The organism is Urbifossiella limnaea, from assembly GCF_007747215.1.
Taxonomy (GTDB): Bacteria; Planctomycetota; Planctomycetia; order Gemmatales; family Gemmataceae; genus Urbifossiella; species Urbifossiella limnaea.
Genome location: NZ_CP036273.1, coordinates 2,742,829 through 2,762,076, shown reverse-complemented (window position 1 = coordinate 2,762,076; position 19,248 = coordinate 2,742,829). Strand labels below are relative to the sequence as shown.

Annotated in this window: 12 protein-coding genes and 5 tRNA genes; all 17 read right to left on the bottom strand. The window is 67.0% G+C overall.

Going from position 1 to position 19,248, the window contains the following annotated elements:
- Positions 1 to 9 precede the first annotated feature (9 nt).
- Positions 10 to 2,145 carry an elongation factor G gene (locus tag ETAA1_RS11160; RefSeq protein ID WP_145237689.1) on the bottom strand — a complete coding sequence of 712 codons (2,136 nt, stop codon included), beginning with the start codon at positions 2,143 to 2,145 and terminating at the stop codon, positions 10 to 12.
- Between the two features lie 169 nt (positions 2,146 to 2,314).
- On the bottom strand, positions 2,315 to 2,791 hold the full coding sequence (rpsG, locus tag ETAA1_RS11155; protein WP_145237686.1) for a 30S ribosomal protein S7: 477 nt from the start codon (positions 2,789 to 2,791) through the stop codon (positions 2,315 to 2,317).
- A 116-nt stretch (positions 2,792 to 2,907) separates the two neighbouring features.
- Positions 2,908 to 3,282: a 30S ribosomal protein S12 gene (gene rpsL / locus ETAA1_RS11150; protein WP_145237683.1), complete on the bottom strand. Its 375-nt coding sequence runs from the start codon at positions 3,280 to 3,282 to the stop codon at positions 2,908 to 2,910.
- A 134-nt stretch (positions 3,283 to 3,416) separates the two neighbouring features.
- A complete protein-coding gene (rpoC, locus tag ETAA1_RS11145) occupies positions 3,417 to 7,817 on the bottom strand; it encodes a DNA-directed RNA polymerase subunit beta' (RefSeq protein WP_145237680.1) in 4,401 nt (1,466 codons plus the stop codon).
- A 139-nt stretch (positions 7,818 to 7,956) separates the two neighbouring features.
- On the bottom strand, positions 7,957 to 11,694 hold the full coding sequence (rpoB, locus tag ETAA1_RS11140; protein ID WP_145237677.1) for a DNA-directed RNA polymerase subunit beta: 3,738 nt from the start codon (positions 11,692 to 11,694) through the stop codon (positions 7,957 to 7,959).
- A 527-nt stretch (positions 11,695 to 12,221) separates the two neighbouring features.
- Positions 12,222 to 12,614 carry a 50S ribosomal protein L7/L12 gene (rplL, locus tag ETAA1_RS11135; protein WP_145237674.1) on the bottom strand — a complete coding sequence of 131 codons (393 nt, stop codon included), beginning with the start codon at positions 12,612 to 12,614 and terminating at the stop codon, positions 12,222 to 12,224.
- 109 nt (positions 12,615 to 12,723) lie between these two features.
- Positions 12,724 to 13,281 carry a 50S ribosomal protein L10 gene (gene rplJ / locus ETAA1_RS11130; RefSeq protein WP_145237671.1) on the bottom strand — a complete coding sequence of 186 codons (558 nt, stop codon included), beginning with the start codon at positions 13,279 to 13,281 and terminating at the stop codon, positions 12,724 to 12,726.
- 36 nt (positions 13,282 to 13,317) lie between these two features.
- Positions 13,318 to 14,172, bottom strand: coding sequence for a 50S ribosomal protein L1 (gene rplA / locus ETAA1_RS11125; RefSeq protein ID WP_145237668.1), 855 nt, complete (start codon positions 14,170 to 14,172; stop codon positions 13,318 to 13,320).
- 204 nt (positions 14,173 to 14,376) lie between these two features.
- Positions 14,377 to 14,844: a 50S ribosomal protein L11 gene (gene rplK / locus ETAA1_RS11120; RefSeq protein ID WP_145237665.1), complete on the bottom strand. Its 468-nt coding sequence runs from the start codon at positions 14,842 to 14,844 to the stop codon at positions 14,377 to 14,379.
- A gap of 118 nt (positions 14,845 to 14,962) precedes the next feature.
- On the bottom strand, positions 14,963 to 15,898 hold the full coding sequence (nusG, locus tag ETAA1_RS11115) for a transcription termination/antitermination protein NusG (protein ID WP_202920825.1): 936 nt from the start codon (positions 15,896 to 15,898) through the stop codon (positions 14,963 to 14,965).
- A 95-nt stretch (positions 15,899 to 15,993) separates the two neighbouring features.
- On the bottom strand, positions 15,994 to 16,980 hold the full coding sequence (gene secE / locus ETAA1_RS11105) for a preprotein translocase subunit SecE (protein WP_145237657.1): 987 nt from the start codon (positions 16,978 to 16,980) through the stop codon (positions 15,994 to 15,996).
- A 119-nt stretch (positions 16,981 to 17,099) separates the two neighbouring features.
- A tRNA-Trp gene (locus tag ETAA1_RS11100) sits at positions 17,100 to 17,172 on the bottom strand.
- 117 nt (positions 17,173 to 17,289) lie between these two features.
- On the bottom strand, positions 17,290 to 18,615 hold the full coding sequence (tuf, locus tag ETAA1_RS11095) for an elongation factor Tu (protein WP_145237654.1): 1,326 nt from the start codon (positions 18,613 to 18,615) through the stop codon (positions 17,290 to 17,292).
- A gap of 82 nt (positions 18,616 to 18,697) precedes the next feature.
- Positions 18,698 to 18,770 (bottom strand) — tRNA-Thr (locus ETAA1_RS11090).
- Positions 18,771 to 18,831: 61 nt separating this feature from the next.
- Positions 18,832 to 18,903 (bottom strand) — tRNA-Gly (locus ETAA1_RS11085).
- 106 nt (positions 18,904 to 19,009) lie between these two features.
- A tRNA-Tyr gene (locus ETAA1_RS11080) sits at positions 19,010 to 19,092 on the bottom strand.
- 56 nt (positions 19,093 to 19,148) lie between these two features.
- Positions 19,149 to 19,220 (bottom strand) — tRNA-Thr (locus tag ETAA1_RS11075).
- Between the last annotated feature and the right edge of the window lie 28 nt (positions 19,221 to 19,248).

The following is a 19,248-nucleotide window of genomic DNA, read 5'->3' as shown; positions in this document are numbered from 1 at the left end:
TTCCTGGCTTTACTCGCCCAGCAGTTGTCTCAGCACCGAGTCCGGGGCCGGCTGGTAGCTGTGCGGCTCGATCGCCGCGGCGGCGCGGCCCTGGCTCAGGCTCCGCACCTCGTTCGCGTAGGTGAACAGCTCCGACAGCGGCACCCGGCCCGTCACCTCGGCCAGCTCGCCGTTCGGGCTCATCTCCTGCCCGTCGATCTCGCCGCGCCGCTTCGCCAGGTCGCCGATCACGTTCCCCAGGAAGATCGACGGCGTCGTCACCACCACCTTCATGATCGGCTCGAGCAGCTGGATGTTGTCCCGCGTCGCGTCGCGGTAGGCGTGGATCGCCGCCGCCACGAAGGCGTCCTCGGTGCTCAGCTGCGGGTCGAACTTCGCGTCCAGGATGCGGGCCTGGGCGTGCATCATCGGGTAGCCGAGCTCGCCGGTCTGGAGCGCGTCGGTCAGCGCCCGCTCGGCCGCGGCCAGGAACGCCACCGGCGTCGGGTTCTCGTCGCTGTTCACGACGTTGAACACGGCCACCGGCTTCTCCGACCGGAAGTTCGTGAACGACACCTTCAGCATCGCCATAGCCGGCTTGTCGCCCAGCCGCTCGATGTTCGCCACGACCTGCCGCGGGCTCCGCATCATCTCGCGGAAGCTGACGCGCGGCTTGCCCACCCGCACCTTCACGCGGAAGTCGCGCTCCAGGCGGTGCTTCTTCACCTCCAGGTGAAGCGTGCCCATGCCGCTCATCAGCGTCTGGCCGGTGTCCTTGTCGGCCTTCACGATGAACGTCGGGTCTTCGAGCTGCAGCGCCTCCAGCGCCAGCCCCAGCTTGTCCTTGTCGCCGCCGCTCTCGGGCTCGATCGACTGGCTCACCACGGCGTCGGCGAACGAAATGGCTTCGAGCAGGATCGGGTGCTGGGTGTCGCACAGGGTGTCGCCGGTGGCCGTGTCCTTCAGGCCGATCACGCACACGATGTCGCCGGCAGGGCCGCTCTCGACCTCTTCGAGCCCGCGGTTCGGGTCGGCGTGGACGTGGTACAGCTTGGCGACGTTCTCCTTCGTGTCGCGCCGCGGGTTGAGTGCCCGCATGTTCGTCCTCATCACGCCGCTGTAGACGCGGACGAAGAAGCGGTGCCCGTTCGGGTGCCACGCCGCCTTGAACACCAGCCCCGCGAACGGCTCCTTCGAGTCGGGCTTCCGCTTCTCTTCCTTCTTCGAGCCCTTCGGGTTGATGCCGCTCACCGGCGGGCGGTCGAGCGGGCTCGGCAGGTAGTACGTCACCGCGTCGAGCAGCGGCTGGATGCCGATGTGCTCGCGGCCGCTGCCGGACAGCACGGGGTAGATCAGGCGCGCGAGGCACTGCTCGCGGACGAGCTGCCGCACCTTCAGCGGGTCGGGGTCCTGGCCCTCCAGCACCGCGGACGTGATGAGGTCCTTGTCGTCGTGCTGGGTCAACTCGTCGAACAGCTTCTCGCGGTAGCTCCTGGCCTCGGCCAGATTCTCCTCGGGGATGTCGGCGGTGCGGACGGTCTTGCCGTAGTCGCCGGCGTCGAAGAAGCGGGCCTTCATGTCGATGAGGTCGATGACGCCGCGGAACGGGGTGCGGCTGTCGGCCGGGCCGCCGCTGCCGATGGGGATGACGATCGGCACCGCCTTGCCGTGCGCGACCGGGTCCGGGGCGAGGCGGCCGCGGACGCTCTCCAGCGTCTGCGCGAAGTTGGCGCCGACCACGTCCATCTTGTTGACGAACACGAGCCGCGGCACGCCGTACTTGTTCGCCTGCCGCCAGACGGTCTCGGACTGCGCCTCGACGCCCTTCTGGCCGTCGAACACGACGATGGCGCCGTCGAGCACTCGCAACGAGCGCTCGACCTCGGCGGTGAAGTCGACGTGGCCGGGGGTGTCGATGAGGTTGACGGTGTGGCCGGCCCACTCGAACGGCACGCACGCCGAGTAGATGGTGATGCCGCGCTGCTGCTCTTCGGGGTCGTAGTCCGTCTCGGTGGTGCCCTCGTCCACGCCGCCGAGCTTGTGCTTGGCGCCGGCGTAGTACAGCAGGTGCTCGGTGGTGGTCGTCTTGCCGGCGTCGATGTGGGCGATGACGCCGATGTTCCGGACCTTCGGCAGGTCGAAGCCGAGTGTGCCGCCCTTAGCCATGACGCACCGTCCGCCGGAAAAAGAGATTAACCACAGAGTCACAGAGGGCACCGAGGGAAGACAGGAAGCCGAGAGAAAGAAGCATTTTCAAGAATGGTTCTGTCTCTGCCTTCTGTCTTCCCTCGGTGCCCTCTGTGACTCTGTGGTTAATTGTATTCGGAGCCCACACTCACCAGGCGAAGTGGCTGAACGCCTTGTTCGCCTCGGCCATCTTGATGGTCTGCTCGCGCTTGCTCATGGCCTCGCCCTGGCGCTGGTAGGCGGCCATGAGCTCCTCGGCGAGGCGGAGGTACGTCGGCCGGCCGCTCTTGCCGCGGATGGCGGCGAGGAGCCAGCGGACGGCGAGGCTCTCGGCCCGCTTGGCCTTCACCTGCATCGGCACCTGGTAGTTCGCCCCGCCGACGCGCCGCGACCGGACCTCGAGCGTCGGCTTGATGTTGTTCAGGGCGTCGGTGAAGATGGCGATCGGGTCGGCGTCCGGCATCCGCTTCTTGATCTGGTCCATGGCGTCGTAGAAGACGCGCGTGGCCGTCGCCTTCTTGCCGTCGTGCATCAGGCAGTTGATGAACTTGCTGGCCAGGAGCGACCCGTACCGGGTGTCCGGGATGAGCTTCGTGTAGCTGGCGGTCCGGCCTTTGGAACCCATAGTAGTTTCGAGTTTCGAGTTTGAAGTTTCGGGTTCAGAGTTCGCGGCTCCGAGTCCGGCCTCTCACCCGACCGGCGGGTCGGGACTCGAAACTCCGAACTCGAAACTCGAAACTGTTACTTGCCTTCCTTCTTTGCCCCGTACTTGGAGCGGGCCTGCTTGCGGTCGCCGACGCCCTGGCTGTCGAGCACGCCGCGGACGATGTGGTAGCGGACGCCGGGCAGGTCGCGGACGCGGCCGCCGCGGACCAGCACGATGCTGTGTTCCTGCAGGTTGTGCCCCTCGCCGGGGATGTACGCCGTGACCTCGATGCCGTTCGACAGCCGCACGCGGGCCACCTTGCGGAGGGCCGAGTTCGGCTTCTTCGGGGTCATCGTCTTCACGACCGTGCAGACGCCGCGCTTCTGCGGGCAGCCCTGCATGGCGGGGTGCTTCGGCTTCGAGCGCTGCGGCACCCGCGGGGAGCGGATCAGCTGGTTGATCGTCGGCATTCCAACCTCGTCTGGCCCGCCAATGCGGGGACCGGTCCCGGAACGAACGGGTTAAGTCATTGAACGGAAACCCACCCCCAGGGGCCAGGGGTGGGGGTGAGTTTTTGCCGCGCACGACACGCGGCCCGACTCCGTTACTGCGCCCCGGCCACGGCGGTGGCGTCCGGCGGGGCGTAGTAGTTCGCCCCGTCCGGCATGTTGATCCGCACCTCGGCCTCCTGGTGCGACTTGAACCCGGTGCCGGCCGGGATCAGGTGCCCGAGGATCACGTTCTCCTTCAGGCCGACCAAGTAGTCCACCTTGCTCGCCAGGGCGGCCTCGGTCAGCACCTTGGTCGTCTCCTGGAAGCTGGCGGCGCTGATGAAGCTGTCCGACTGCACCGCGGCCTTCGTGATGCCGAGCAGCTGCACCTCGTTGGTGGACGGCTCGGGGATCGACATCGTCGGCAGGGCCTTCTTCTTGCCGGCGGCCTCGACGGCCGTGCGCTCCTCCTCGTACGCCTCGCGGCTGAACACGCGGCCGGGCACCAGCGACGAGTCGCCGGCCTCGATCACCTTCACGCACTCCTCGGTCAGCCGGCGGTTCACCTCGTCGAACGCGAACCGGTCCATCACCGCCCCCGGCAGCAGGCCGGTGTCGCCGGTGTCCTTCACCTTCACCTTGCGGAGCATCTGCGCGACGATGATCTCGATGTGCTTGTCGTCGATGTCCACCCGCTGGGAGCGGTACACCGCCTGCACCTCGCGCACCAGGTACTCCTGCACGGCGTCGGTGCCCGACACGCGGAGGATGTCGTGCGGCACGAGCGGCCCGTAGACGAGCGGGTCGCCGGCCTTCACGTACTCGCCGTCGTGGATGCGCATCGGCGCCCCGGCCGGCACCTGGTGCTCGCGCTCCTCGCCGATCTTCTCGCCGTCGTCGTTGGCCGGCTCGACCCAGATGACGCGCTTGCCGCGCTTCCGGTCGCCGATCCGCACCTTGCCCGACACGTCGGCCATGACCGCCGGGTTCCGCGGCCGCCGGGCCTCGAACAGCTCGGTGACGCGCGGCAGGCCGCCGGTGATGTCGTGCGTCTGCGACACCTCGCGCGGCGTCTTCGCCAGCAGCGTCCCGGCCGTCACCTTCTGGCCAGTCGTGACCTGGAGGTTGGCCCGCTCCGGGATCGGGTAGCCCTTCAAGATCTGGCCGCGGTCGCCGACGATCTCGATCTTCGGGTGGAGGTCGCCCTTGTGCTCCATGATCGTGAACCGCTCGACGCCGGTCTGGCGGTCCAGCTCCTTGCGGAGGGTGACGCCCTCCTTGATGTCCACGAACCGCACCGTGCCCGTCTCCTCGGACACCACCGGCAGGGCGTGCGGGTCCCACTTCACCAGCGACGTGCCGGCGGCGACCTCCTGGCCGTCGGTCACGAACACCTCGGCCCCGTTCGGCACCGCGTACCGCTCGGCGATGGCCCCGCCGGCGCCGCGGAGGACGAGGATCTCGCCGGTCCGCGTCAGGGCGATGTGCTGCCCGGCCTCGTTGGTGACGACGTTGATCCGCTCGAACTGGATCACGCCGCCCTTCTTGGCCTTCGACTCGCTCTCGGTCGTGTTCGACCGGCTCACCGACCCGCCGATGTGGAACGTCCGCATCGTCAGCTGGGTGCCCGGCTCGCCGATCGACTGGGCGGCGATGATGCCGACGGCCATGCCCTCCTCGACCATCGCCCCGGTGGCCAGGTCCATGCCGTAGCACTTGCGGCAGATGCCGAGCGGCGCCTGGCACGTCATCGGGCTGCGGACGGTGATCTTGTCGAGCCCGACCCGCTCCAGCTCTTTGGCCTTGTCCGGCGTGATCATGTCGTTCTCGTGGACGATCGGCTCCCGCGTCGTCGGGTGCTCGACCGTCGTCCGGCTGACGCGGCCGCGGACGCCGTCGGACAGCGGCCGGTCCACCTCGTCGCCCTTGTACATGATCCCCTTGGTGATGCCGAGCGTCGTCCCGCAGTCCTCCATGGTGATGACGACGTTCTGCGCCACGTCCGCCAGCTTGCGGGTGAGGTAGCCCGAGTCGGCGGTCTTCAGCGCCGTGTCGGCCAGCCCCTTGCGGGCGCCGTGCGTGCTGGAGAAGTACTCCAGCACGGTCAGCCCCTCGCGGAAGTTACTCTTGATGGGCGTCTCGATGATCGCCCCGCTCGGCTTGGCCATGAGGCCGCGCATGCCGGCCAGCTGGCGGATCTGCTCGATGCCGCCGCGGGCGCCCGAGTGGGCCATCAGGTAGATCGGGTTGAGGTACGGCACCACCTTTCCGGTCACCTGGTCGACCCGGCGGTCGTTGGCCAGGTCGACCATGAGCCGCTTGGTGATCTCGTCGCGGGCGCTCATCCAGGTGTCGATCACCTTGTTGTAGCGCTCGTTCTCGGTGATGATCCCCTTCTCGAACTGCTTGCGGAGCTTGTCCGCCTCCTTGTCCTTGGCCGCCAGCACCGCCTCCTTGTTCTCCGGCGTCCGCAGGTCGGACGACGCGAAGCTGAGGCCCGACCGCGTCGACTCGCGGAAGCCGGTCTCCTTCATGCGGTCGAGCAGCGCGATCGTCTCCCGCCGGCCGAGCTGCTGGTAGCAGTCGGCGATGATGCGGCTGAGGTACTTGCTCGTCAGCGGCAGGTCGTAGTACGCCATCTTCGGGTGGAGGATGTCGTTGAAGATCACCCGCCCGACGGTGGTGCGGACCAGCCCGTTCGGCTTGCGGGGGATGTCCTCGGCCCGCGAGGCGCCCTTCTCGTCCTTCAGCTCGCTGACGAACCGCTTCTCGATCGGCAGCCGGACGCGCACCTTGGCGTGCATCCCGAGCTTCCCTTCCGCGTGGGCGCGGAACAGCTCGCCGGGGCTGTGGAACACCATCCCGTCGCCCTTCTCGACCGCCTCGTCGTCGGCCCCGCGGCTGGCGGTGAGGTAGTAGCAGCCCATCACGATGTCCTGCGACGGCGTGATGATCGGGTTGCCGTTGGCCGGGCTGAAGATGTTGTTCGTGCTCATCATCAGCACCGTCGCCTCGACCTGCGCCTCGATCGACAGCGGCAGGTGGACGGCCATCTGGTCGCCGTCGAAGTCGGCGTTGAAGCCCTTGCACACGAGCGGGTGGATGCGGATGGCGTTGCCCTCGATGAGCACCGGCTCGAACGCCTGGATGCCCATGCGGTGCAGCGTCGGGGCGCGGTTCAGGAGGACCGGGTGGCTCTTCGTGACCTCTTCCAGGATGTCCCAGACCACGTCGTCCTTGCGCTCCAGCATCTTCTTCGCCGACTTGATGGTGTCGGCGTGCTGGAGCTCCTTCAGCCGGCGGATGATGAACGGCTGAAACAGCTCGAGCGCGATCTTCTTCGGGAGCCCGGCCTGGTGCAGCTTCAGCTCCGGGCCGACGACGATGACCGACCGCGCCGAGTAGTCCACCCGCTTGCCGAGCAGGTTCTCGCGAAACCGGCCCTGCTTCCCCTTGATCATGTCGGTCAGGGACTTCAGCGGGCGGTTGCTGCTGCCCAGCACCGGCCGCTTGCACCGGTTGTTGTCGAACAGCGCGTCCACGCTCTGCTGCAGCATCCGCTTCTCGTTGCGGATGATGACCTCGGGGGCGTTCAGGTCCACGAGCTTCTTCAGCCGGTTGTTCCGGTTGATGATGCGGCGGTACAGGTCGTTCAGGTCACTCGTCGCAAAGTTGCCGCTGTCCAGCAGCACAAGCGGCCGCAGGTCCGGCGGGATGACCGGGATGCACTCCAGGACCATCCACTCGCACTTGTTGCTGCTGTCCCGCAGCGCCTCGACCGTCTTGAGCCGCTTGACCAGTTCCTTGAGCCGCTGCTTGCTCGCCTTCTCGCCGCGCAGCATCTCCTTGTCGAGCCGCTCGCGCAGCTCGCGGGACAGGTCCACGAGGTTGAGCTTCTCCAGCAGCTTCTTGATGGCCTCGGCGCCCATGTCCACTTCGAACGTGTCGCCGAACTCGGTGCGGGCGGCCTTGTACTCGTCCTCGGTGAGGAGCTCGCGCTCCTTGATCGTCTTGGTGCTGCCGGGCACCTTGTTGCCGAGGGACGTGCCGGCGTCGACGATCACGTAGTCCTGGAAGTAGATGATCTTTTCCAGGCTGGTGGTCTTCATGTCCAGGAGCGTCCCGAGGCGGGACGGCATGGCCTTGAAGAACCAGATGTGGACGACCGGGGCGGCGAGCTCGATGTGCCCCATCCGCTTGCGGCGGACGCGGCTGTGCGTCACCTTGACGCCGCACCGGTCGCAGATCATCCCCTTGTACTTCATGCCGCGGTACTTGCCGCAGGTGCACTCCCAGTCCTTCTCCGGCCCGAAGATGCGCTCGCAGAACAGGCCGTCCTTCTCCGGCCGGTACGTGCGGTAGTTGATCGTCTCCGGCTTCTTGACCTCGCCGAAGCTCCACGAGCGGATGTCGTGCGGGGACGCCAGCGAGATGCGGACGGCCCCGAAGTCGTTGATCCGCTCGTAGGTGCTGCTGTCGGCGGCGTCGGCGGTCTTGGCGGCGGCGGTGGACATGGGTCACCTATTTTCGATGGATGATTTATGATTGACGATATTCGGCTTCGGGCGGCCCGCCGGCACCACGTCCCGCGTGAAGCGGGCGGGAGCCGGGCGGGCCTCAATCACGCAATCTGAAATCGCAAATCACAAATCCCTACACCCGCTTCTTCTCCAGCTGCATGTTCAGGCCCAGGCCGCGGATCTCGTGGGTGAGCACGTCGAAGCTCGCCGGCGTGCCGGCCTCCAGCGTGTTCTCCCCCTTCACCATCGACTCGTAAATCTTGGTGCGGCCCTCGACGTCGTCCGACTTCACGGTCAGCAGCTCCTGAAGGATGTAGGCGGCGCCGTACGCCTCCAGCGCCCACACCTCCATCTCGCCGAACCGCTGGCCGCCGAACCGCGCCTTGCCGCCCAGCGGCTGCTGGGTGATGAGGCTGTACGGCCCCGTCGCCCGGGCGTGCACCTTGTCGTCCACGAGGTGGTGCAACTTCAGCATGTAGATGTAGCCGACCGTCACCGGCTGGTCGAACGCCTCGCCGGTCCGGCCGTCGTACAGCGTGCTCTTGCCCGTCTCCGGGACGCCGGCCTCCTTCAGCGCCTCGCGGATCTCCTCCTCCGTGGCCCCGTCGAACACCGGCGTGACGGCCTTGAAGCCGAGCTTCGCGGCGGCGTACCCGAGGTGGGTTTCGAGAATCTGGCCCACGTTCATGCGGCTCGGCACGCCGAGCGGGTTCAGCAGGATGTCCACCGGGGTGCCGTCGCGGAGGAACGGCATGTCCTCCTCGGGGAGCACCTTGCTGATGACGCCCTTGTTCCCGTGCCGGCCGGCCATCTTGTCGCCGACGCTGATGACGCGCTTGGTGGCGACGTACACCTTCACCATCTGCTGCACGCCGCTCGGCAGTTCGTCGCCGCGCTTCAGCGAGTTGAGCTTCCGCTCCTGCTCGTCGATGAAGAACTGGATCCGCTCCCAGTGCCGGCCGTGGATCTTCTTGGCCTTCTTGTCGTGGTCCGGGCTGCGGATGTCGAGCGCGTCGAGCTTGAAGCCCTTCGCCTGCTCGGCGACGGCGCGGTCGTCCTTGTCCGAGCCGAGCTGCTTGCCCGTGTTCGGGTCCTTCAGCTCCTTCTTGTCGAGCACCGTGCCGAGCGCCTCGATGAACTCGCGGAACTGCTCCGCGATCTTCTTCGAGTAGACGGTGTCGATGTCCTTCTCCTGCCGCGCCAGCTCCTTCCGCTCGTCCTCGGTCATGCTCGCGCGGCGGCTGAACCGGTGGGCGGCGATGACGACGCCTTCCACGCCCGACGGCACCTCGAGCGAGTCGTTCTTCACGTCCTCGCCGGCCCGGCCGAAGATCGCGTGCAGCAGCTTCTCCTCGGGCGTCAGCTCGCTGCGGCTCTTCGGCGACACCTTGCCGACCAGGATGTCGCCGGGGTGGACGAACGTGCCGATGCGGACGACGCCGTTCTCGTCGAGGTTGCTCAGCGCCTTCGGCGACACGTTCGGGATGTCGCGGGTGAACTCCTCCTTGCCGAGCTTCGTCTCGCGGATCTCGATGTCGAACTCCTCGATGTGGATCGAGGTGTACGTGTCGTTCTTCACCAGCCGCTCGCTGATGATGATGGCGTCCTCGAAGTTGTACCCCTCCCACGACATGAACGCGACCAGCACGTTCCGGCCGAGGGCCAGCTCGCCCTCCTTGGTGGCGGCGCCGTCCGCCAGGATCTGGCCGCGCTTCACCTTCTCGCCCATGTCGACGATCGGCTTCTGGTTGAGGCAGGTGCGCTCGTTCAGGCCGTGGTACTTCCGCAGGACGTACTCGCGGACGATCTTGTCCTTCTCCTCCAGCTTGATCCGCTCGGCGTCCACGTACACGACGGTGCCGTCCTCCTGAGCGCGGACCAGCATCCCGGAATGCTTGGCGACTTCCCGCTCCAGCCCGGTGGACACGATCGCGGGCTCGGGCACGAGCAGCGGCACGGCCTGCCGCTGCATGTTCGAGCCCATGAGCGCCCGGTTGGCGTCGTCGTGCTCCAGGAACGGGATGAGCCCGGCGCTCACGCCGACCATCTGCTTCGGCGACACGTCGATGTACTCGAGCTTCTCGGCCGGGATGCTCGTGAGGTCGCCGTCGTACCGGCCGCTGACGCGGTCGGACGACAGCCGGTCGCCCTCGGTCGGGGTGTCGGCGGGGGCGAGCTTGGCCTGGCTCTCCTCGTCGGCCCGCAACTTCACCACGTCGTCGCTCAACTTCTTGTTGTGGACCTTCTTGTACGGCGTGATGAGGAACCCGTAGTCGTCGATCTCGGCGTAGATGCTCAGCGACGAGATGAGGCCGATGTTCGTGCCTTCCGGCGTCTCGATCGGGCAGATGCGGCCGTAGTGGGAGATGTGCACGTCGCGCACCTCGAACCCGGCCCGCTTGCGGTTTAGGCCGCCCGGCCCGAGGGCCGACAGCCGCCGCTCGTGCGTCAACTGCGCCAGCGGGTTCGTCTGGTCCACCACCTGCGACAACTCGCTGCGGCCGAAGAAGTACTCGATCGCGGCCGACACGCTCTTCGGGTTGATGAGCGTGCGGGGGCTCATGTCCTGCTGGTCGCGGATGGCCATGCGCTCCTGCACGGTGCGGCGGAGCTTCAGGAAGCCCTTCCGCAGCTCGTCGGCGGCCAGCTCGTCGATCGTGCGCAGGCGGCGGTTACCCAGGTGGTCGATGTCGTCGACGTGGCCCTTCCCGGCACGCAGGTCGAGGACGTACTTCACCGAGTTGACGAAGTCGACGCTGCGGAGCGTCATCTCCGTTTCGGCGATGGTCTGGTTGAACTTCCGGTTGATGCGGAAGCGGCCGACGCGGCCGAGCCGGTAGCGGTTCGGGTCGAGGAACTTCTCGCGGAACAGCTCGCGGGCCTTCTCCAGTTGCGCCGGGTTGCCGGGCCGCAGCCGCTGGTAGATCTTCAGCAGCGCCTCCTCGTGGGAGTGCGTGCCGTCCTCGTTCAGCGACGTGATGATGATCGGGTCCTTCGGGTACGGAAGAACCTCGATCTCCTTCAGCGTGGACACGAGAATCTTGTCCACCTTCTCGTTGGTGAACGGCTTGCCGGCGTCGAGGTAGACCTCGCCCGTCTCGGGGTCGATCACGTCGTCGGCGGCGTACATCGGGAAGATGTTGTTTTCCATGTCGCCGACGAGCAGCGCGCGCGACTTGTCGGACAGCTTCATCTTCTCGGTCGGGTAGAACTCCTTCAGGATGTTCGCGGTGCTGGTGTACATCGGGTCCATCGCCCGCAGCAGCGTCAGCGCCGAGAACTTGCCCGACTGGTCGATGCGGACGCCGAACGTCTCCTTCTTGGAGACGTTGATCTCGATCCAGCTGCCGCGCTCGGGGATGATGCGGCAGCTGTGCATGTCCTTGTCGGCCTCGCGGGTGACGACGAAGTCGACACCCGGCGACCGGTGCAGCTGCGACACGACGACGCGCTCGGCCCCGTTGATGATGAACTCGCCGCCGCCGATCATGATGGGCATGTCGCCGAGGTACACCTCCTCCTCGACGGCCGTGCCGTCGCTCTTGCGGAGGCGCAGCCAGACGCGGAACGGCCGGCCGTAGGTGAGGCGCAGCTGGCGGCACTCGTCCGGGTCGTAGCGCGGCTTACCGAGGTCGTACTTCACGTACTCGAGCGAGATCTTCTTGTCGTAGCTCTCGATGGGGAAGATTTCCTTCAACACCCCTTCGAGGCCGTGCTGCTCTCGCTTGTCGTAGCCGACCTCCAGCTGGAGGAAGCGCGCGTAGGAGCGGGTCTGGACGTCGGTCAGGTCGGGAACCTCCACGGCGTCGCCGAAGCGGCCGAAGTTCCGCTCGGTTTCCGGGAGAATGATCCGCTGGGCCGGGATGGGCATCGGGGTTGCTCCTGACCACGAATGACGGCACGACGCCGGGGCGGCGTTGCCTCCGGTGGCAACGGGCCTTGCGTCGGGTGGCGTGGGGCGTTATTGAATGCAGGCGGGCAACCGGCCCGCGACCGACGGTCGGACGACGATCGACGGCCCCTCCACACCGCGGGACGCGGCGTCGGCGGGTACCAGAATTAGCGGCATGGTGCGAATCTGAGAGGGCGGAGCGACACGGCGGACCGGGTTGGTCGCGAACATTGTCACCACTGTTTCGCGGCTCGGCCAATCATCCCTCCCGCGGCCGACGGGTGGGATCACGGGCCGTGGAAAACCAACGGCGCGAACGACCGCTAACGGAACATCATACCCACCCGAGTCGGAAAAGTCGACCCGGGCGGGCATTTTTTTTGCAGACCGCACCACCGGCAGGACCGACAACGCTTCGCAAAGGCGAGCCGGGGGCGTGAGCCCCCGGATTCTTTGCTTGCGAAAATGCGAATCCGGGGGCTCACGCCCCCCGACCCGCGCGGCACTTAGACCGGCTTGACCGACACCTTGCCGCCCGCCTCTTCCAGCTTCTTCTTGAGGTCTTCGGCGATCTTCTTGTCGACGCCTTCCTTGATCGCCTTCGGGGCGCCCTCGACGGTCGCCTTGGCCTCGGCGAGCCCCTGCCCGGTCAGCTCGCGGACGATCTTGATGACGTTGATCTTCTTGGCCGCGTCCACGCTCTCGAGGATCACGTTGAACTCGGTCGCCTCGGCGGCCGGGGCCGCCGGGCCGGCCGCAGCCGCCGGGCCGGCCATCATCACCGCGCCGCCGGCGGCGGGCTCGATGCCGTACTTTTCCTTCAGGTAGTTCTTCAACTCGACGGCCTGGGCGATGGTGAGCCCGGCCAGCTTGTCACCCAGTTCCGCGACGGCGCTCATGGTCAGTCCCTTTCAGTGTCACTTGCCGGGTGAAGCGGCCCGGCGGTGCGTAATAGGTCGAGGTCATGCCGCCCGGTGCCACACCGGACGGCGGAAAGTCACGTCAGGTTCACGCGGCCGGCGGGGCCGGGGCGTCCGCGGGGGCGTCGGCCGCCTTCTCCTCGATCGCCTTGAGGATGCCGGCCAACTGAGTCGCCGGCCCGGTGAGGGCGGCAGCGATGTTGCCGCCGGCCGACAGCACCGCGTTGAGCACGTCGCCGATCGCCTCCAGGCGGGTCGGCATCGTCTTGGCGATCGCCATCGTGACCGGCTGGCCGTCGGCCACGGCGGTCTTCTCTTTGAACTTGTCCGGCGCCTTCGGGTCCTTCTTCAAGTCCTTGACGACGCCGTCGACGGCGTTGCTCAGTTCCTTGATGCTCTCGGCACCCCAGCACAGGAGCGTCGGCCCGGACAGGCCGTCGATGGCGATGCCGTTCTCGCCGAACACCTTCTTCAGGAACGTGTTCTTGACGAGTTGCGTCTTGACCTTCTTCTCGCGGAGCCTCTTGCGGAACTCGAACTCGGTCGCGGAGTCGACCTTGATCGGCTCCAGGATGACGTAGTTCTTCACGCCCGCGAACGTCTTTCGCAGGGCCGCGAGCTCCAGTTCCTTGATCTTCTTGCTCATGTGTCAGTCCGCCGCGGTGGCCGCGGGTTTGGGGTGTCAGATGGCGACCCGGATGCCCGGGGACATGGTGGCGGAGACCGACACCCCGTTGATGTACACGCCCTTCACGGCGGCGGGCTTCGCGGCCCGCACCTGCTCGACGAAGGTCGTGATGTTGGCGACGAGCTTGTCGTCGTCGAAGCTCATCTTGCCGACGCCGGCGTGGACCTGGCCGGTCTTGTCGGAGCGGTACTCGACCTTACCGGCCTTGAACTCCTTCACCGCCGCGGCCACGTCGCCGGTGGCGGGGACCACGGTGCCGGCCTTCGGCGTCGGCATCAGCCCGCGCGGGCCGAGCACCTTACCGAGCCGCGACACCTGGCCCATCATGTCCTGCGTGGCGATGGCGACGTCGAACTCCAGGAAGTTCTCCTTCGTCACCTTTTCGACCAGGTCGGCACCGCCCACGACGTCCGCGCCGGCGGCCTTGGCCTTCGCCGCGTTGTCGCCCTGGGCGAACACGGCCACGCGGACCGACTTGCCGATGCCGTGCGGCAGGCCGATCGCCCCGCGAACCATCTGGTCCGACTGGGTCACGTCGATACCGAGGTTGATGTGCACCTCGATCGTCTCGTCGAACTTGGCCCGCTTGAGCTTGCGGAGCTCGGCGACGGCCTGCTTGAGCGGCATCGTGCCGGCCTCGCGGAGCCGCTTCTCGATGTTGGCCAGGTGATTCCGCAGCTTCTTGCCGCGCTTCGGCGGCACGCCGGGCTTCTTAGTCCGCTTCGGGGCGGCGATGGCCGCCTCAGCTTCCGGCCTCGCCGCGGGGGCTTCAGCCGGGGGAGCGGCCTCGGCGGCAACGGGCGGGGCGGCCGCGGCAGGCGCCGCGTCCTTGTTCTCGTCCTTGGCCATGTCTACCTCACGGGGCGGGGTTCTCGCGGCCGAAGCCCGATACAACCCCTCCCGCCTCTTGGGTGAAAAAGGCGGTGAATGTATAAACCTATTCGGCACGCCGGGTGCGGCAACGGGCGGGCGTGAAATTCGAAGCACGAAATCCGAAACTCGAACACACGCGACCGGTTCGAATTTCGGATTTCGTGCTTCGATACTCGGCCGCTACTCGGCCGCGACGGCGATGCCCATGCTGCGGGCGGTCCCCTCGATGATGCGGGCGGCGTGGTCCACGTCGCGGGCGTTCAGATCCTGCAACTTCTTCTTGGCGATCTCCAGCACCTGCTGCTTGCTGAGGACGAAGCCCTTGTACTTGCCGCCCTTCTTGCCGTCCGGCGGGATCACTTCCTTGCCCTGCTTCTTGCCGGCCGGGATCTTCGCGGCGAGCTTGATGAGCACGGCCGCGGGGGGCGACTTGATCTTGAACTCGAAACTGCGGTCCGAATAGACGGTGATCATCACCGGCAGCATCAGCCCCTTCGTGTCGGGGCCGCCGGTCTTCTCGTTGAACTGCTTCACGAACATGCCGATGTTGACGCCGTGCGCGCCGAGCGCCGGGCCGACCGGCGGGGCCGGCGTGGCGGTGCCGCCGGGGCACTGGAGCTTCACGACTGCCGTAACCTGCTTCGCCATGACTCACCTAGCGGCGCGTGTTTCCGTTGAAGATAACTGATTCTATGAACCCGCCCGCCGCCCGGCGAGCGGGTTCGGCCGGAAGCCCACCCGCCGCGGCAGGTGGGCGTCGAGAGCGTCACAGCTTCTCGACGTGCCAGTAGTCCATTTCCATCTCGACCGGCCGGCCCCAGATGGTGACCACCACGGTGACCTTCGGCGTGTCGGTCGGGTCCTTCGGCATGGTGATGACCTTGACCTCGGCCTCCGACCCGGAGAACGCCCCGTCCTTGACGCGGACGCGGTCGCCCTTCTCGAAGTCGAGCTTCACCGCGACCTTCGGCTTCCCCTCGCCGGCGGTGGCGGTGCCGAGCATCTTGCGGACCTCCAGCGGGTCCATCGGGGCCGGCGGCTTCAGCACGCCGCCGCCGCCGCCGACGAAGTCGCCGACGCCGCTCGTCTCGCGGAACAGGTACAGGATTTTGTCGTTGAACTCGACCTCGGCGAAGATGTACCCGTGGAACTTCTTCCGCTTCTTGACGACGTTCTTCTCCTGCGTGACCGTCTCCACCTCGCCGGTCTTCTTGTTCTTGACCTTGGCCCGGACGCTCTTCTTCTCCACGAACTCCTCGACCGGCACGAGCACCTGGCCGAAGAACTCTTCGAGCCCCTCGATCTTCACCTTCCGCTCGATGGCCGCCTTGATGGTGTCCTCGCGGCCGCTCTGCACCTTGATGACGTACCAGCGCTTCTTACTTTCCGGCTCGGCCGGGGGGGCCTCGACCTCGGCGGGGGCGGCTTCGGCCGGTACTGGCTCCGGTTCCGGCTCGGGCTCCGATTCAGGCACCGCCCCGGCTTCTGCCTCCGACTCGGGCGCCGTCTCGGCAACGGGTTCGGCGGCCGACTCCTCGGCGGCCGACTCCTCGGCGGCCGGCTCCTCGGCGGCCGACTCCTCGGCGGCCGGCTCGGGCAACGCCGCGTGCGGCTCCGGGGTCGGCTCGGCAGCCGGCTCCGCCGGCGAATCGGCCGGGGCGACCGGGGCGTCGTCGGGGGTGTGGGTGGTTTCGTCGGTCATGGGAACCTGGCTTGTAAGGGGCGAAGCCCGCCCGGGGACGCCGGACGGGCTTCCGCTTCAAACCGCGACTCAGTCAACTGCACCCGTCCGTGGGCTCACCAGCGGGCGGCCTGCACCTGGCCGCCCTTCTGCCCGGTCTCGCTCCGGCTCGGCAGGACGCCGACCGGCCCGCTGCTCAGCAGCCAGCCCCAGAACAGGTCCACGAACAGCAGGAAGAGGGCCATGAAGATGGTACACACCAGCACGACCACGGTGTCGGCCGCCAGCCGCTTCCGGCTCGACCACGACACCTTGTTCATCTCCGCCTCGGTGGCGATGAGGAACTCGGCGAACGCCGGCATGTTCACGGCCCGATACGCCACCCACGCGGTCAGCACGCAGATCAGCAGCGGGATGGTGATCTTGGCGTCCGACAGCAGGCGGAACAGTTTCGGGGCGCCGTCCTCGGTGTGCAGGAACGGCAGCGGCACGTCCCAGTTGTCCGGTAGCGTCCCCTGGGACACTAGCGCGTACGCGCCGGTCAGGCCGATGCCCAGGATGCCGATCATCGTCACCCGGCGGACGACCCGCCCGAGCACACGCTTGAACGTGCCCCCGTGGAACCAACCCTGCTCTTCGAGGCTCAGCATCCAGTTGGTGCCGCGGGGTGACACGAGCAGCCGAAACGCGCCGAACAGGATGCCGCCGACGACGATCGCGGTGACGACGGTACCGGCGGCACCCTCGAACTTCGCCGTCGCCCAGCCGCCGAGGAGCAGGACCAGGAAGAACGTCACGAGCACAAGAAAGACGCCCCCGCGCATCCCCTTCGGGGGCGCGGTGCCGGCGAGCTTGAGGCCGAACCACACCAGCCCGCCGAGCGCGCCGAGCGTGAGTACGCCGCGGACAAAGGCTTCGAGGATCGTGTCACCGCCGACGGCCGGGCGGACGTACTCGGCCCACAAGGTCGGGATGGCGTAAAAGACGACGGCCAGCGCGGCGAGGACGTAGCCCGCGCCGACGAGGCTGTACAGCAACAGGCCGGAGTCGGCACTCGGAGTCCGCGGTTGGGTCGGCGGGCTGGGTTCCACGGCGGTCGCCATCGTTCGTCCTTTGCGAGTCCGGTTCGCCGTCGGCGGGCCTTGCCCCGAACGAGTCGGCCGGCCCTCGCCCCCGCGTCCGAACGTCGGGGGCGGGCCGGCAGTGGTGGTCGGGTCGTGAGCAGGAGCGGAGGGACTCGAACCCCCGACCGGTGGTTTTGGAAACCACTGCTCTACCAACTGAGCTACGCTCCTTCGTCCTACTCGTCATTCGTCATTCGTCATTCGTCCCTCGAGCACTGGACTCGCCGCGGGGCGATCCTCGCTGCCGTGAGGCCGAATGACAAAGGACGAATGACAAAGGACGCCGCGTTACTTCTTCGCCGGCGGGTCGTCGGCCAGGATCTTCGTCACCACGCCCGAGCCGACGGTGCGGCCGCCCTCGCGGATGGCGAACCGGAGGCCCTCGTCCATGGCGACCGGCATCCCCTCCATCAGCTCGACGGACACCTTCACGTTGTCGCCGGGCATGCACATCTCGACGCCGGCCGGCAGCGCGATGCTCCCGGTCACGTCGGTCGTGCGGAAGTAGAACTGCGGCTTGTACCCGCTGAAGAACGGCGTGTGCCGGCCGCCTTCGTCCTTCGACAGGACGTAGATGCTGCCCTCGAACTTGCGGTGCGGCTGGATCGAGCCGGGCTTGGCGATGACCTGGCCGCGCTCGATGCCGTCGCGCTCGATGCCGCGGAGCAGCGCCCCGACGTTGTCGCCGGCGATGCCCTTGTCGAGGGTCTTCTGGAACATCTCGATGCCGGTGAGCACGGTCTTGATGCTGTCCTTGCGGAGGCCGATGATCTCGACTTCGTCGCCGACCTTGCACTGGCCGCGCTCGATGCGGCCGGTGGCCACGGTGCCGCGGCCCTTGATCGAGAACACGTCCTCGACGGACATCAGGAACGGCTTGTCCTCCTCGCGCTGCGGCAGCGGCACGTAGGTGTCCAGCGCGAACATCAGGGCGTCGATCGACTTCGGGCCGTCGAGGCCGTCGTTGGTCGGGTTCTCGAGCGCCTCCTTCGACCGGCCGTAGACGATGGGGATGTTGTCGCCGTCGAACTCGTACTTGTTGAGCAGGTCACGCAGCTCCATGACGACGAGCGGGATCAGCTCGGGGTCGGCCTTGTCGCACTTGTTGAGGTACACGACGATCTTCGGCACGCCGACCTGCTTGGCCAGCAGGATGTGCTCGCGGGTCTGCGGCATGGGGCCGTCGTCGGCGGCGACGACGAGGATGGCGGCGTCCATCTGGGCGGCGCCGGTGATCATGTTCTTGATGTAGTCGGCGTGGCCGGGGCAGTCGATGTGGGCGTAGTGGCGGCCCTTGATCGGCTGGCTGAAGTCGATCGCGGCGAGGCCGGGGTAGTCCATCAGGTCCTTGTACGGCAACGCGTCGGCGCTTGCGACGTTCCGGTCGTTGCTCTCGTACTCGACGTGCGAGACGGCGATGGTGACCGTCTTGTTGGCGTCGCGAACGATGCCGCCCTTGGCAATTTCGCTGTAGGTCTTGAATTCCTTCAGCTTGTTGATGTGGGCGTTACGGGCCATGATGGCCGCGGTGGTGGTCGTCTTGCCGTGGTCGATGTGGCCGATGGTGCCGACGTTGACGTGCGGCTTGGTCCGCTCGAAGTTGCCCTTCGCCATCGCAGTCTCCGCTCCTTAGTGGTGTGTCCGGTTGGTCGGCGGCCGGGGTCGCCGAGGTCCGGCGGGCCGCGTCACGTCCGAGAGCTGCTGATGGGACTCGAACCCATGACCTCCTCCTTACCAAGGAGGTGCTCTACCAGCTGAGCTACAGCAGCAAATCCGCCCGCGGCGCCGGCGACCGGGGGTGTGATACGGGCCGCGCGGCCGGCCGGCCAGAGCGGGCGATGGGATTTGAACCCACGACATCTTGCTTGGAAGGCAAGAGCTCTACCGCTGAGCTACACCCGCGTCGGATTTTCGATTGCCGATTTGTGCTTGACGATTGAACGGATACGGGCGGCAAGTCCGGGCCGGGCAATCATCAATCTCCAATCCTCGATCGAAAAAAATCCAGTGGGTAGGGAGGGATTCGAACCCCCGAACTCCGAAGAGGCCAGATTTACAGTCTGGTGCAATTGACCGCTCTGCCACCTACCCGTTACTCGATCCTCCGGCACGGCCTGTTGTACGAACCCGAGCCCCCGGTGGGGATAAGCTCGCGGAGGGATTTGAACCCACGACCCGCGCTTTACAAAAGCGCCGCTCTACCACTGAGCTACGCGAGCACGACCCGCGGACGGTCAGAGTAGGCCG

Excerpts from the sequence above, each read along its gene's own strand:
- ETAA1_RS11160 (WP_145237689.1), bottom strand. The coding sequence starts at position 2,145 with ATGGCTAAGGGCGGCACACTCGGCTTCGACCTGCCGAAGGTCCGGAAC.
- rpsG (WP_145237686.1), bottom strand. The coding sequence starts at position 2,791 with ATGGGTTCCAAAGGCCGGACCGCCAGCTACACGAAGCTCATCCCGGAC.
- rpsL (WP_145237683.1), bottom strand. The coding sequence starts at position 3,282 with ATGCCGACGATCAACCAGCTGATCCGCTCCCCGCGGGTGCCGCAGCGC.
- rpoC (WP_145237680.1), bottom strand. The coding sequence starts at position 7,817 with ATGTCCACCGCCGCCGCCAAGACCGCCGACGCCGCCGACAGCAGCACC.
- rpoB (WP_145237677.1), bottom strand. The coding sequence starts at position 11,694 with ATGCCCATCCCGGCCCAGCGGATCATTCTCCCGGAAACCGAGCGGAAC.
- rplL (WP_145237674.1), bottom strand. The coding sequence starts at position 12,614 with ATGAGCGCCGTCGCGGAACTGGGTGACAAGCTGGCCGGGCTCACCATC.
- rplJ (WP_145237671.1), bottom strand. The coding sequence starts at position 13,281 with ATGAGCAAGAAGATCAAGGAACTGGAGCTCGCGGCCCTGCGAAAGACG.
- rplA (WP_145237668.1), bottom strand. The coding sequence starts at position 14,172 with ATGGCCAAGGACGAGAACAAGGACGCGGCGCCTGCCGCGGCCGCCCCG.
- rplK (WP_145237665.1), bottom strand. The coding sequence starts at position 14,844 with ATGGCGAAGCAGGTTACGGCAGTCGTGAAGCTCCAGTGCCCCGGCGGC.
- nusG (WP_202920825.1), bottom strand. The coding sequence starts at position 15,898 with ATGACCGACGAAACCACCCACACCCCCGACGACGCCCCGGTCGCCCCG.
- secE (WP_145237657.1), bottom strand. The coding sequence starts at position 16,980 with ATGGCGACCGCCGTGGAACCCAGCCCGCCGACCCAACCGCGGACTCCG.
- tuf (WP_145237654.1), bottom strand. The coding sequence starts at position 18,615 with ATGGCGAAGGGCAACTTCGAGCGGACCAAGCCGCACGTCAACGTCGGC.